Source organism: Nocardia pseudovaccinii (assembly GCF_050942345.1).
Lineage (GTDB): Bacteria > Actinomycetota > Actinomycetes > Mycobacteriales > Mycobacteriaceae > Nocardia > Nocardia pseudovaccinii.
On record NZ_CP192074.1, the window covers coordinates 2,257,743 to 2,271,814 of the forward strand.

Genomic DNA, 14,072 nt, shown 5'->3' on the forward strand with positions numbered 1-14,072 from the left:
ACCCTACGAGACACGCCTCCGGAGCACGTCTTTCACCCCGCTCGGATGCGTGATCGATCGCCTTGACGCACAGTCGGTTTTGACGCAATACCGGCCTAAAAAATCCGGCCGATGGTTATGGGAGGGCATTATGATTCAGACAACCCCACGCGGCGGCCTGCTCGGGCTGCAGTGGATCGATCGACTACTCCCGCCCATGGGCAGGCCGGACCGCGGCGATCAGCGTGACTCCGGAGCTCCACTGACGATCGAGATCAGCGCGGCGACGGGGGTAGGCCCGACGGCTATGTCGGCCTTCGATGCGGCACTGCGTGACCTGGGAGTAGGTGATGCCAACTTGATCCGCCTGTCATCGGTCATTCCACCGCGCGCCGTTCTGGTCCGAAACGGTCGCGTCCGCAAGCCGATTCCCTGGGGTGATCGGCTCTACTGTGTCTACGCCGCGCAGCATGCGAATGCGGCGGGCGAACGCGCGGGCGCGGGCATCGGCTGGGCGCTGCGCGACGACGGTTCCGGCGCCGGACTTTTCGTCGAGCACGAGGCGGAGACGGCCGCGCAGGTCGCGACGCTGATTCGCGCGAGTTTGACCGATATGACCCGCAACCGGCCGCAACGCTTCGGCCCGATTCAACTCTGCACCACCGAGGCACGCTCCGATGGCACGCCGACCTGCGCGCTGGTGCTCGCGGCGTACCACACGACACCGTGGGGTCGACAATGACAGCATCGCGCAGCGATTCCATGGGGTGTCGTGGTCGGGCGACGGGTGGGCTGCCTGAGCTGAAAGTAACGATCGAATCGACCATTCCGGACGACCGGATCGACATGTTCCACCTGCTGTACGAAGAGGCCTTCGGACCCTTGCGTACCAAGGCCGTTGCCAGGCAGGTCCTGCATCGATCGGAATTCCGCGAGGAGATGATCGACCCGCGGGTCGCAAAACACGTCGCGCGCACCGCGACCGGCGACCCCATCGGCGTGACGACTTTGACCAAACATCTCGAGACCGTCCCGTGGATCAGTCCGGAGTATTTCGCCGCCCGTTATCCCGAGCATGCGGCGCGCGATGCGATCTACTACGCGGGTTTCACCCTTGTTGCGCCAAGTGCCCGACAAGGGGCGGCGTTTCATGCCATGATCAAATCAGTTGTCCAGGTATTGGTGGCCGAGCGCGCAGCGGTCGGTTGGGACATCTGCTCGTATAACAACACTCGGTTTTCCTTCGCCGACAGCATTCGAGCGGTGCTCGATGAGCAAGAGGCGAACGTCGAAGTCGCGGTGGAGGATTCACAGACCTACTACGCGGCGCGGTTCACTGGGGATGGAGCGACCAAGGGGGGCTGATGACCGTCCGCGAAGAGCAGCCGACCATCGTTCGGCACCGCCTCGAAATGCGGTGGTGCACAGTAATTCTCGCGCTGACAGCAATCGGTCTCGCGGTGCTGCTCTGCATCGACGTCCGGCCGTTGTCGCTGATTACCATGGCTGCCGTGGTGCTCGGCGCGCTCACCATGATCTTTATCGGCCTGCGGCGATATCGTCCCGAGCGGCCGGTGCCCTGGTATCTGCTCTCGGCCTCGGCCGTGCTGTTCGCGGTGGGTACGGCCATCCGCGAGGTGGACGGCCACGCGCTGCACCCGGTCGACGACCTGTTCACTCTCGCAGGCTATTTCGGCACCGGGGTGGCCGCGGCGCTGTGGTTGCGCCCGCGCCAGGCCCGGCCCAACTACGATCTGCTGCTCGACTCGGCGCTCATCGGACTCGGCGCACTACTGGCCTCGTGGACCTTTCTGATCTCACCGATCCTGCAGTCGCACGACACCACCGCGAACACTGTGGTGGCCGCGACCTATCCGGTGCTCGATGCTCTGCTGCTGACCCTGGTCGCGCATTCGATGGCGACCGCGACCCGTTCGGAGACCTCGCTGCGTCTGCTGCACGTCGGGTTGATCGCCGTGCTGATCGGCGATTTCGGGTACAGCCTCGACGCCGTCGGGCGCGCACCCGTCGTGCACGAGTTGCTGCTGGTGCCGCTGCTGGTGGCCTATCCGATCGTCGGTGTCGCCGCGCTGCATCCGACCATGGCGAGTCTCGGTGCGCCACGGCACATCCACCCGCACCACTCGCGGCAGCGGGCCAGCGTCATCGCCGTCGCGTTGATCGTGGCCTCGCTGATTCCGGTGGTCGGCTCCAGTCTGGACACCCTCGATCGGGTGGTTGTCTCGTCACTGTGCGCGCTGCTGCTCATCGGCGTGCTGGTGCGTAGCGAGCGCGCGATTGTCCGCAGTGCGCGCAGTGAACGGCGTGCGCAGTACCAGGCCGATCACGACATGCTCACCGGCTTGCTGAACCGGTCCGCGCTGCTGCGCGCGCTGAATCGCAATCAGGAGCACTGGATCGAGCAGCCGCTGTGTCTGCTGTTCATCGATCTCGACGGCTTCAAGATGGTCAATGACAGCTACGGCCACGCGGTCGGCGACGAGCTGATCGCGAACGCGGCATCCCGGATCCGGCACATCATCCGGCGCGACGATGTGGTGGCCCGCTACGGCGGCGACGAATTCGTGGTGCTCGCCACGGTGGATCGACAGGAGGCCGCCATGCTCGCGGAGCGACTACTCGGCGCCTTCGTTCGGCCGTTCGAGCTGAGCGCGGGCGAAATTCCGATCACCGCGAGTGTCGGCCTGGCCTGCGGCAGTCCGCGCAGCTCCGACGACACCATCTACGACCTTATCCGGGACGCGGATTCGGCGATGTACCACGCGAAGGAGTACTCGCTCGGCTACGCCTTCCACGACGATCTGCGCCACGGTGCGGAACCGCGGCACAACACCGCCGACTCGGGACGCCGGATCTGGCGCCCGAGCGGCCGCTCCCACAACGCCAACGGAAAATCCGCCAGCACCGCGGTCTAGTCCGAGAGCTCGTCGAGCAGTCGCCGCGCTTCCTCCAACTCGGCCTGTAACTGCTGCACCTTGGACTCCTGGACCACCCGGGCCGCCTCCAGGATTCCGGCAACCACCTCGGCCACCTCCGGATGCAGCACCTTGGCCGCCTGTGCCACCGCGGAGCTGGTCACCGGCAGACCGCGCACGGACTTCTTCTTGCCGCTGACCACATCGACCGACCATTCGCCGTCCGCGGTACCGGTGAGCGTCACCGTGACCTCCGGCGCCTTCGCCTTGCTCCGCGCGGCGGTCGTCGCCTTCGCCGCGGGCTTCGCGGTGGCTGCGGGTGTCGCGGGTTTGGCCGGTTCCGCCGCGGCGGCAACGGGTTTCGGGGCCGGGGCGGGCGGGGTCGGGCTCGGGGCCGGCCGGGGGGCCGGTGTCGCGGTGCTCGTCAAGGTCGACGGCTGGGTCACAGTGGATTCCTTCCTGGTTGTCGACTTCGGCTGGGCAGAGCTTGTGGTTGCCGCCTTATCCCGTGGCGGCTTGGTCAACGTGACTTCGGTCGGAGAAAAGGACAGTACATCCTTCGATCCGGTCGGCTTGACCCGCAGGAAGTCGCTTTCGGATCGATCACCGATCTCGACCACCTTGCCGGACCGTCCCTCCGGCACGCCCACCGCGGCCGCGGTGAACCACACCATCGGCGGGCGGCCGCCGGCGATGTCCGTGGCGATCTGCTGAATCTCAGTGTCCGACAACGGCTGTGGTTTCGTTCGTGGGGACGGCATGGTGAACTCCGAGCGGTATTCGTGGATGGCTGCGTGCACAGATGATGCCGCACACCACCGACAGATACACAGGCCACCACCGAATCCACCCAGGATCGGCCAGAACTCCGAACCCCAGCGAACTTACGGCAACGATCCTGCGGCGGTATTCACCGATGTTCGTACTTGGATCCGCATGAGCGCAACGATCTGCGATGGACAACTCATCGGTGGACTGTCTTCGTGCTCGGCAAGACCCGTGAGCGCGGGGGCCCAACTCTGCATCGGCCGGTGAATTCGCGTAATTGAGCGGCATCCCATTGCCAGGTGGTGTGGTCGTAGGCGACTTGCTCCAGGCTGTTCAGCCGCGAATGTTCCGGGGGTGCAACGGCATCGATCACACTGAGCTGCACCGGATTTGAACCACAGCACCCGTCGATGCGGAACAATCCAGGCGTGGCCGATGCTCACGACAGTTTCGACGCGATACCGCTGGCCGCGGCAGTGCTCGCTGGGCAGAGCGCCGATCGATTGAACGATACTGAGCGCGACGTGATCGAGGCATATGCACTCGGTGGATACGAACGGATCAATCAGGCCATGCGCGAGACGATCCCGATGACAGACGAACTCGACCGTCGGATCGAAGCGATACGGTCGGGCCTGCGAAAATATCCACTGCCGCAAACCGTGCGAGTCACTCGGGAGACCGAGGCGGCCATCTACGGGCTGAGCGATGAGGCGTCGGCACGAGCGCTTGTCGACGTCGAGTTCAGGGAAGCCGGGTTTCTGTCGACCAGTGGTGCAGCGATACCGCCGCACTCGAAGAGGCATATCGACCCAGTGATTCTCGACCTGATCGTGCCCGTAGGCACCCCCGCCCTCAGGCTCGGTGAACTCGCCGAGATACCAGAGGAGCGCGAGGTACTGATCATCGACGCACGGAGCTACTTCATTGTTGACGTAGCCTTCGACGCCGCGCGTAGTATGTGGCGCATATACGCCGTTGTGATGGAGGGCGAGCTGTGAGTGCGCTTACGAGAGATGTGTTGCATCCGGTGCGCGTGAAGTTGTCGCCGGAGCAGGTTCAGTCGCGCCGTCGTCAAGCGGAGAAGATTCTCGGCGTCAAGAAGCGTTCTGAGTCTGACACCAAGGCCGCGGGACGCAAGCGGGACTGAAGTCCCCAGATTCTGGCAGCGTTCCAGCAGATACGAGCGCCCCGCCTGGTTGTGACCGGGTGGGGCGCTCGTATTCGGTTGTGCGGCAGTCGTTTACAACCATACTAAGGGCTGGTGGTAACTGCCGGAGCCCCTCACGCTCCGGCAGTTCCAGTTGGTGCGTCCCGCGCGCATTCGCCCGGCGCCGCACATCACATGCGGCGCGATGACGTGCGCGGCACGTGAATCGGACCTCAGGAACAACCCGCGGCACTAGGCCGTGGCGCGCTTGCCCGCCACTAGGCCGACGATGATGTCGACGGCTAGGAAGGCGAGCAGGCTCAGCCCGACCAGCGGCACGAACCAGCCGACAACCAGTGCGGCCGCCACGATGGGCGCCGCCAGCCACGGCGAGGTCTGGCGCATTGCGCCGCGACGTGGTGGCCGTCCGATGGCGAACCGCGCGGCACCGCGGGTCGGACGACGCTTCCACCACATCAGGTAGCCGAGCACGAGCACGACGATCAGCCCGATCATCACCGCGAGCAGCAGCAACTGGTTGAGCAGCCCGAACATCAGGCCCATGTGGAACTGGATGCCCCAGTTGGTGAGCTTGGCCATGATCGGCCAGTCGGCGTAGGCGAGCTTGTCGGTGACCGCGCCGGTCGCGCCGTCCACGGCGACGGCATCGACGGTGTAGGTGCCCGGCATGCGCCGTTCCTTCACCGCGAATGCGGCGCCGGCTTTGGCCGGAATGGCGATCTCGGAACCCTGTGTGACGCCATTGGCGCGGGCCGCCGCATAAACCCCGTCGAGCTGCGCGATCCGGGTCGGGACATCGACCGGCGCGGGCGTATGGCCGCCGCCGTGGTGCTCGCCGCCGGCGTGTTCCTGCGTGGCCGCACCCGGCAGTGCGGTGCTCACGGCAGGTGTGGTCCAGCTGAGCTGCTCGCGCAGTTCGGTGATGTTCGCACCGGCATAGGTCGACCAGGTCATCCCGGTCGCCGACAGCAGCAGGATCACCGGCATGATCCAAATACCAACGGCCCCATGCCAACTCATCGAACGGCCACGCCCCTTTTGGGAACCGTCCGGTGCCAGCAGCCAGGCGGCGGAGTTGCGGCTGCGGCGTCCGCGCACCCGACGGATCCACAGCACCAGACCGGCCAGCGCCACTACCCACAGCCAGGAGGCGGCGAGTTCGCTGTATACGCGTCCGGGCTCGCCCAGGTGCAGATCCCGATGCAGCCTATCGATCCAGGTGCGCATCGGAAGCGCACCCGAACTGCCGTAGACCACATCGCTGCCGACCGGCTGCGCGGTATACGGATTCACGAAGACCGCACGCCGTTCGGACTCGCCCAGCGACGGGTCGTCGAACAGCACGCGGGTGGTGTCGTCGGCCTCGGGTGCGGGCGCCACCGCGACCAGCTTCAGATTCGGCTGGGTGGCGACGGCAGCGGTGACCTGTTCGGACAGCGGCCGCATCTCGCCGTTCGCCTCGACCTTCAACAGGTCGTGCGAGGTAATCGATTCCAGGGTCGGGGAGATGGCGTAGAGCGCTCCGGTGACCGCGGCGATCAGGATGAACGGTGCGACGAAGATGCCCGCATAGAAATGCAACCGCATCGCGAGTGGATAGAGGCCGTTGCGCGACCGTATTTCCTTTGCCGGAGCCGACGATTCGGCATCCGGCGGACTGGCGTCCGTAATGCTCATGGTTATTCGTTTCTGGAGTTCGGAAGAACCCGGGAATGGTCGAGTGCACGACAACGTGATTCGCGAGAAATTCGCATGAGGCTGCGGAATCTCATCAGCGAAAGATGTTGCGCGAAAACGACGACGCACGAGCCGAGCCCATGCACCGGGTAAGGAAAATCAGCTACCGAACGCCAGCGGCGGACCGCGTGTGCGTAGTGATTCCGTCGCGAATATGCGCAGAATCACACGATCGCGATGCGTCAGGCGCAGCGGCACCGGCCCTGGTATTGCGGGCGGACGATACCGCAACGGCAGCACCCGCGAAAGCACCGCACAACCGATTCGATATGCGGTCTCCGCACCTCGGATCACCACCGCCGCGAGCACGGCCGCGACGAGGTGCGCGGCGACCATACCGGGCGTGAGCTGGGCATCGCCGTGATGCATATGCCCCGAACCCCAGCCCATGGTGACGTGCCCGAGCAGCTGACCCCCGACGAGCACCGAGATCAGCCCGATCGAGGTATCGCGCAGCGGTGCGAGCCCGGCGACCAGCGCGCCGACAACCGCGGAAGCGGCAACGAGGAGCGCGAGCGTGGTACTGCTCGGCGGCATCCCACCGGAGGCCCACCCATGTGCCGCAACGGATATGGCACCGGAGATCGAACCGGCACATGCGCCGCGCACCCGCGCGACGGCGCTGCGATGCCCCGCAGCGGCCGGGCCGAACTCGATACTCACGCGCTGATGATAACCGACGAATTACCCGCCGATTCCCACCCGAGTGGCGGCCGGGATGTATCGAGTTTCCAGCTGGAAGAAAAGCAAAAGCCGCACACCCGGCGAATTCGCAGGTGTGCGGCTCGGCCTCGAATCAGTCCGCGTCGATTTCCATCTCGATCAACGGCTTGCGTAGCAACTTACCGGTCGCATTGCGCGGCAGCTCGTCGAGGAAGACCACCTCGCGCGGCACCTTGTATCGCGCCAGATTCGCCTTGACGTAATCCTTGATCTCCTGCGCATCGCGCTTGGACTCCGGGCCGGGAACGACGAAGGCGCGCAACCGCTTTCCGAATTCGCGATCGTCCACGCCGACTACCGCGGCCTCGAAGATGTCGTCGCGGCCCGCGATCAGGTTCTCCACCTCGAGCGGGAAGACGTTCTCGCCACCGGAGACGATCATGTCGTCGTCGCGGCCGTCGATGTAGAGCAGGCCGTCGGCATCGAAATGCCCGACGTCACCGCTGGACATCATGCCGTCCACGATCTCCTTGGTGCGGCCGTCGGTGTAGCCGGTGAAGGCGAAACCGTTGTCCACGAAGATGGTCCCGGTGACATTCGGCTCGGTGATCGGCTTGCGGTTCTCGTCCAGCAGCACGATCCGGATGCCGACCGGGGCCTTACCCGCGGTGGTCGGGGCCTTGCGTAGATCCTCCGGTGTCGCGACGGTCATGACCGCGCATTCGGTGGAGCCGTACAGGTTGTAGAGGCTGTCGCCGAAGTAGTCGAGGGTGCGGGTGACCACATCGGGTGCGATGGCCGAACCGGCCGCGAAGATCACCTTGATGGTGCGCGGGTCGTACTCGGCCAGCACCTCGTCGCCGAGATCGAGGATGCGTTGCAGCATGGTCGGCACCACGACCAGCGAATCCGCTTGGTACTGCTGGATATTCGCGAGCGTCTTCTCCGGATCGAACCGGCGCTGCTGGAAAATCACCCGGTTGCCGAGGGCAAGGCCCAGGGTGAACTGGGAAAGTCCGGTGCCGTGGAAGATCGGCGCGGCCATGATCATGGTCCCGTTATTGGGTAGCGGCACGCGGTCGACGAACTGGGCCGAGGCGAACGGGCTGACCCGGTCGCGCGGCGCACCCTTCGGCGTGCCGGTGGTGCCGCTGGTCAGGATGACCATGCCGCCGGGCTTGGCGGGCGCGGGCAGCGGCGCGGTGGAGCGGGCCTTGATCAGCGATTCGATGGTCGAGACCGACGGATCGACATTGTCCTTCTCGTCCACCCAGGTGAGCACCCGAGGGATCTCGGCCGGGATCGCGCTCATCAGGTCGAGGAATTCACTGTCGTGCAGTACGGCCTTGACGTTCTCGCGCGCTGCCACATCGGCGAACTGCGGTTTCGCGAAGCCGGTATTCATCAGCACCGTGCGCACGCCGAGCTTGCCGGTCGCGAGCAGGCTCAGCACCATGCCGCGATGGTCGCGCGCCAGCAGCGCGACGACGTCACCAGGCTTGATTCCCTGCGCTTCCAGCCCGCGAGCCAGGGCACTGGACTGCTCGTTGAGCTCGCCGAAGCTCACCTCGCCGCGCTCGTCGACGATGGCCGCCGCATCCGGTCTGGTCTGCGCCGCGTGCATGACGACACCGGCGAACGGGCCGAATTTGAGCACATTGAACGCGGACCGCGCCGCGTGATCGGGTCGGAGCGGATTGAACAAGCGCCGCTTGACCATGACATTCACGCCCTGGGCGAAATCGCCCGCCTTCCGGACGGAGTCATTGAGCGCAGGCAGGGATAGGGACATTCGTCAACGCCTTCCGCGATCCACCCACCGGGACCGGGGGTGGTGTGGACCGCAACTTCGAGATCCAGTGCTGCCGCTAACAATAGCAAGCATCTGTGACTCGCTGTGTCACGTATCTCAGTTGTCCCTACGGCCCAGGTCTAAGCGTTGACTTCGTACTCCACGAGCACCCGGCGCAGCAGTTTGCCGGTGGGGTTGCGGGGCAGATCGTCCAGGAAGATCACCTCGCGCGGCACCTTGTAGCGGGCCAGATTCTCCTTGACGTAGGCCTTGATCTCCTCGCCGTCGGGGGAGTGACCGGCCTCGGGGACCACGAAGGCGCGCAGGCGCTTGCCGAATTCCGCGTCGTCGACGCCGACGACGGCCGCATCGAATACATCAGGCCGCTCCAGCAGCAGGTTCTCGACTTCCTGCGGGAAGACGTTCTCGCCGCCGGAGACGATCATGTCGTCATCGCGGCCGTCCACCATCAGCAGGCCCTGCCCGTCGAAATGGCCGACATCGCCGCTGGACATATAGCCGTCGATGATCTGCTTATGCCTGCCGTCGGTGTAGCCCTCGAACGGCGCACCGCTGCGGATGAAGATGCGCGCGGTGGTGTTGATCGCGTTGACCTGCTTGTCGTTGTCGTCGTAGAGCCGGACCTCGCAGGTGATCGGCGCGCGGCCGACGGTGCCCGGCGCGTTGGCCAGATCGTCCGGGTTCGCGACGGTGGCGACGGCGCATTCGGTCGAGCCGTACAGGTTGTACAGGACCGGACCGAAGATCTGCGTTGCCTTGACGCACAACTCCGGCGACAGCGCCGAACCCGCGAGCAGAATGCATTTCAGCGAGGTGGTGTCGTACTTGGCGCGGATCTCCGGAGCCAGTTCGGTCATCCGGTGCAGCATGGTCGGCACCGCGACCAGCATTTCGGCCTTGTGATCGGCCACCATCTTCAGTGTGGCCTCGGCGTCGAAACGGCGGCGCACCACCACTTTATTGCTCATCGCGGAGGCCACCAGGTAGGTGCCGAGGCCGGTGCTGTGGAAGATCGGCGACACGATGACCTGAGTTCCCCTGACCGGGAACGGGATTCGGTCCACCATCTGTGCGGTGGCCAGCGGGGTCACCTTGCTGCGCGGTGCGCCCTTCGGCAGGCCGGTGGTGCCGCTGGTGAGGATGACGAAGCCGCCGGGCTTGGACGGTGCGGGCAGGTCCGCGGTCGAGTTGGCGGCGATGAGATCGTCGAGAGTCTGTGCGCCCTCGGGCAATTCGGTGCCCTCGTCGACCCAGGTGAGGTAGCGCGGCAGACTCGGCGGCAACGCGTCGAGCAGGCCGAGGAACTCGCTGTCGTGCAGGACGGCCTTGACCTTCTCACGCTCGCAGACCTCGGCGAACTGCGGTTTGGCGAAGCCGGTATTCATCAGCGCGACCCGCACGCCGAGTTTGCCCGCCGCGGCCATGGCCAGAATGAGACCGCGATGGTCGCGAGCCAGCACACCGACCACGGACCCCTCGGTCAGATTCGCCTGTCGCAGCCCGCGCGCGATCGCGGTCGACTGCTCGTCCAATTGCCGGTAGGTCAGTTCGCCGCGCTCGTCGACCAGCCCCGGGGCATCGGGCACGATGCGGGCCGAATGCCGGATCAAGGTCGCCTGCGGCCCATAGACCCGCGATTCCTTCACCGTCCGCAACGTTTCCAGTGGTTTCTTGGGATCGCTGACCCCGCGTGCCCGCAGCACCCCGAATGCCTTCGCAACCTCCAGCGCATGCGCCAACTTCATCGTCGACCACCTCTACCAGCAACTCGCGTCGGCACTCGCCCAAGCGATCTGAACAATCGTTCTGTCTCACCAACCGTATCAGCGCTATGACCCACATCACATCCGAAGAGGTTCCCGCCTGGTCTTGATCATCTGCGCGCGGTAGCCAGCGCGACGAGCAGCGGGACGACCCGATTCGGGGGGACTTCGAAGTGGCCGTGGCCCACGGTGTGCAGCCAGCCGGTCGCTGCCAGTTGACGGAGGTGGTGGTAGATCTCGCCGGAGCTGCCCACCTCGCCGAGGTCTGTGAGTTCGGCGGCGGTTCTGCTGCCCCGAAGGATCTGCCGAAGAATCCGCAGGCGGACCGGACTGCCAAGGGCGGCGAGGCATTCGGCGGCATCGTCCCAGTCGTAGCCGACGATGTCATCGGTGCTGAACTGGACTTGCCATTCGAATTGTTCCGTACTGGGTAGTGCGCCCGAACCGGCGAACATCACCCCGCCATTGTGCTGGTCCGCATTCGCGAATTCCTCATGAAGCCGCCGCAGCGCCCATCCGCCCTGCGCGGCGGATCCAGTCGGTTGCCCGCTGCCATCCTTGATGAGGTCCTTGGCCGCGAGTCGGCGTTCGAGCTTCGCTAGTCGGTCCTCCACGCTCACGAGCGCAAACATACGGAGTTACGTAATCGCTGGCAATGGTTAGCTGATGCGACGCAAGAGCCCGGCACGGAAACGTGCCGGGCTCGCGTGCCGGATGGTCAGTTGTAGATCGATCCGAAGGACGGGACCGAGATGGTTGCGAGTTTGTACTGGAAACCATCCGGGTTGGCGTCGCTGACCGGGACGGGCCAGCGGTGCAACAGGGTGCCGTAGACCGCGCCGACGATGACGCCGCCACCGGTGTCGACCGGGCGGGTGCGGATCGTGGTGTCGACCGTGGCGTCGTTGTGCTCGGAGAGCACCTCGGTGCCACTGCGGCCGTTGGACAGATTGATCCACAGGATCTGGAGCTTGGCCCCGGTCTGATCCGGTGCGATCGTGCCCGGCCCGCCGAAGAATCCGAACCGCAACCCGTCGTAACCGAGGGCGATGCCGGACCCGTAGACGCCCGGCCCGTCACCGCGTCCGATATCGGACTGCGCCGGGATCTGGAAAGGTTGTGCGGGCACTGCCACCTGAGTGGCGACCTGTCCGGATGCCAGCAGCCGATCCACAGCCTGTTCGGCGGCGGGATTGCCGCTGGCGGCCTTGCGCAATTGCTGCGTCGCCACATTCCAGTCGAATGTCGTCGGCTCGGCAGTGGCATGACCCGCGAAGACGACGACGAGTGCGGTGGTGGCCGCGACTGCGGCGGTGAAGCGACGTATCAAACCCAGCCTGTGCATAACCAGTCTCCTGTGGGGGTTCTTGGTACTGCTCGATGGAATTCGTCCGCTGATTCTCAGCAGGCAAGATACCGTGCGTCACTTCACCCGTTTCGGCGGGTGCCGCGGATCGCGCCGACCGCAGTCGTCCCCGGGGACGGGCTGAAACAAGAAAACCGGCGCGAGTCGCACCGGTTCCCTTGTAGCACTTGCTAGTTCGGCGTCACCTCAGCTCGGCGCTGGTCTTGCCGAGGATGCGGCGCGTCACGATGAGCTGCTGGATCTGCTGGGTGCCTTCGTGGGAGCAGTTCACCGCCCACCGCAAACGCCCCGTGATCGCCAACGTCGCCATCGCCCGTGAACTCGCCATGCGCCAAAATGCTTTGAAGTGCGTCCTGTCCCAAGGCATTTCGTGCGGCTCGCCTTGCCGCTGCCTACGAGCGTTCTTCCATTTCGCCGCCCACGCGAACAGCAACGTCGGTATATCCTCCCTGATGGCCACTGCGCTCGATGCGCGGCGAGCGGCGCATCTGTGTACAGCCACTGAGTCGCTCGTGAAGTTCCCGCTTCATCGTCTGGAGTCACATACTTGACCGCCACACTGCCCCCCGACCAGCCAGAGACCCAGTCTGTGGCCTACGCATCACCCGGCGCCCCTGATGGACCTCGCGTCCCGCTGTACTCCCCGGAGTTCTCCTCTGATCCGCACCGCGTCTATCGCGACATGCGCCACCGCTACGGGCCGTTGGTGCCAGTGGACCTGGCTCCAGGGGTTCCCGCGACGCTGGTGATCGGCTACAACCACGCGGTCGCGATACTCAATGACCCCGAACGCTTCCCGGCCGACCCACGCATCTGGGAGAAGAACATTCCCAGCGACTGCCCGGTCCTGCCGATGCTGCAATACCGGCCGACCTCGGTACACAGCGCCGGAGCCGAGCACGCACGGTATCGACAGGCGGTTACCGCGGGCCTCACGGGGGTCGACTTGCACGCCGTGCACACCACTGCGGAACGGATCGCGGTATCGCTGATCAACACCTTCTGCGAAACGGGTACGGCGGATCTGATCAGCCAGTACGCATTTCCGCTGTCTTCAGCAGTCGTCAACGACATGCTGGGCTGTCCGGCGCAGATCGGGCAGCGCGTCGCGGCTGGCATGGCGGCGGTCTTCGAGGGCGTCGAAGCGCAGCAAGGCATGCAAATGTTCAGTGAGGCGATAGTGGAGCTGATTGCCCTCAAACGCGCCCAGCCCGGCGACGACATCACCACACGGATGCTGAACCACCCGGCCGACCTCGACGACATGGAGATGGTTCACCAGATAGCCAACCTCTACGGCGGTGGCATCGAACCGCAACAGAACCTGATCATCAACACCCTGCTGCTGATCCTCACCGACGACCGGTTCGCCGGTGGTGTCTTGGGCGGCGGCCTGGCAACCCGCGACGCTCTCGATGAGGTGTTGTTCAACGACCCGCCGTTCGCCAACCACTGCCCCAGCTACCCGCGGCAGCCGAGCCTGATCGACGGCGTCTGGCTGCCCGCTCACCAGCCGGTCATCATCAGCATGGCCGGCTGCAACAATGATCCTGCGGTAAACATCGGCGAGTACAAGGGCAACCGCTCACACCTGGCGTGGGGCGCAGGTCCGCACGCCTGCCCAGCCCGCTCCGTCGCCTACTTGATCGCCCAGGATGCCATCGACCAACTTCTCGACGCCCTACCCGACATCAAACTGGCCGTGCACGCCGACCAATTGACGTGGCGGCCCGGGCCATTCCACCGATCCTTGACGTCCTTGCCGGTTGTTTTCCCGAAATCCCCTCCACTGATGAATGTGGTGACAGCGCAAACGTGACGTTTTTGCATTCCTGGGGACTTTCCTTCCCCTCCTTCGTATCGGTCAAGAAGCAGT

Annotated in this window: 13 protein-coding genes; 5 read left to right on the top strand and 8 right to left on the bottom strand. The window is 65.1% G+C overall.

The genetic code is table 11. From position 1 onward, the window contains the following. The first annotated feature begins 130 nt into the window (after window positions 1–130). Genes ACQPZ2_RS10195 through ACQPZ2_RS10205 form a run of 3 tightly spaced genes read left to right on the top strand, consistent with a single transcriptional unit; the run spans window position 131 to window position 2,915 of the window. A complete protein-coding gene (locus tag ACQPZ2_RS10195; RefSeq protein ID WP_433525313.1) occupies window positions 131–721 on the top strand; it encodes a pyruvoyl-dependent arginine decarboxylase in 591 nt (196 codons plus the stop codon). After that, on the top strand, window positions 718–1,344 hold the full coding sequence (locus ACQPZ2_RS10200; RefSeq protein WP_433525314.1) for a hypothetical protein: 627 nt from the start codon (window positions 718–720) through the stop codon (window positions 1,342–1,344). Before ACQPZ2_RS10195 ends, ACQPZ2_RS10200 begins: the two co-directional genes overlap by 4 nt. After that, window positions 1,344–2,915: a diguanylate cyclase domain-containing protein gene (locus ACQPZ2_RS10205; protein WP_433525315.1), complete on the top strand. Its 1,572-nt coding sequence runs from the start codon at window positions 1,344–1,346 to the stop codon at window positions 2,913–2,915. Before ACQPZ2_RS10200 ends, ACQPZ2_RS10205 begins: the two co-directional genes overlap by 1 nt. On the opposite strand, the gene ACQPZ2_RS10210 is transcribed toward ACQPZ2_RS10205, so the two are convergent. Next, a complete protein-coding gene (locus ACQPZ2_RS10210) occupies window positions 2,912–3,676 on the bottom strand; it encodes a DUF6319 family protein (RefSeq protein WP_433525316.1) in 765 nt (254 codons plus the stop codon). The two genes, ACQPZ2_RS10205 and ACQPZ2_RS10210, sit on opposite strands and share 4 nt — an antisense overlap. A gap of 417 nt (window positions 3,677–4,093) precedes the next feature. On the opposite strand from ACQPZ2_RS10210, the gene ACQPZ2_RS10215 reads away from it, so the two are divergent. Continuing rightward, on the top strand, window positions 4,094–4,684 hold the full coding sequence (locus ACQPZ2_RS10215; RefSeq protein ID WP_433525317.1) for an ADP-ribosyltransferase: 591 nt from the start codon (window positions 4,094–4,096) through the stop codon (window positions 4,682–4,684). Window positions 4,685–5,085: 401 nt separating this feature from the next. On the opposite strand, the gene ACQPZ2_RS10220 is transcribed toward ACQPZ2_RS10215, so the two are convergent. The 7 genes from ACQPZ2_RS10220 to ACQPZ2_RS10250 all read right to left on the bottom strand — a co-directional run bounded on the left by ACQPZ2_RS10220 (window position 5,086) and on the right by ACQPZ2_RS10250 (window position 12,524). Next, window positions 5,086–6,531 (bottom strand): PepSY-associated TM helix domain-containing protein, encoded by a 1,446-nt coding sequence (locus ACQPZ2_RS10220; protein WP_433525318.1) that lies wholly within the window; start codon window positions 6,529–6,531, stop codon window positions 5,086–5,088. Between the two features lie 159 nt (window positions 6,532–6,690). After that, window positions 6,691–7,254 (bottom strand): hypothetical protein, encoded by a 564-nt coding sequence (locus ACQPZ2_RS10225; protein WP_433525319.1) that lies wholly within the window; start codon window positions 7,252–7,254, stop codon window positions 6,691–6,693. 133 nt (window positions 7,255–7,387) lie between these two features. Next, a complete protein-coding gene (locus ACQPZ2_RS10230; RefSeq protein ID WP_433525320.1) occupies window positions 7,388–9,046 on the bottom strand; it encodes an acyl-CoA synthetase in 1,659 nt (552 codons plus the stop codon). A 140-nt stretch (window positions 9,047–9,186) separates the two neighbouring features. After that, window positions 9,187–10,812, bottom strand: coding sequence for an acyl-CoA synthetase (locus tag ACQPZ2_RS10235; RefSeq protein WP_433525321.1), 1,626 nt, complete (start codon window positions 10,810–10,812; stop codon window positions 9,187–9,189). Between the two features lie 128 nt (window positions 10,813–10,940). Beyond that, a complete protein-coding gene (locus ACQPZ2_RS10240; RefSeq protein ID WP_433525322.1) occupies window positions 10,941–11,450 on the bottom strand; it encodes an ArsR/SmtB family transcription factor in 510 nt (169 codons plus the stop codon). 98 nt (window positions 11,451–11,548) lie between these two features. Next, window positions 11,549–12,175 carry a hypothetical protein gene (locus ACQPZ2_RS10245; protein WP_433525323.1) on the bottom strand — a complete coding sequence of 209 codons (627 nt, stop codon included), beginning with the start codon at window positions 12,173–12,175 and terminating at the stop codon, window positions 11,549–11,551. 202 nt (window positions 12,176–12,377) lie between these two features. Then, on the bottom strand, window positions 12,378–12,524 hold the full coding sequence (locus tag ACQPZ2_RS10250) for a hypothetical protein (protein ID WP_433527731.1): 147 nt from the start codon (window positions 12,522–12,524) through the stop codon (window positions 12,378–12,380). A gap of 261 nt (window positions 12,525–12,785) precedes the next feature. Here ACQPZ2_RS10250 and ACQPZ2_RS10255 point away from each other — a divergent pair, with 261 nt between their 5' ends. Next, window positions 12,786–14,015, top strand: a complete 1,230-nt coding sequence (locus tag ACQPZ2_RS10255) for a cytochrome P450 (RefSeq protein ID WP_433525324.1) — start codon at window positions 12,786–12,788, stop codon at window positions 14,013–14,015. Window positions 14,016–14,072: the final 57 nt, after the last annotated feature.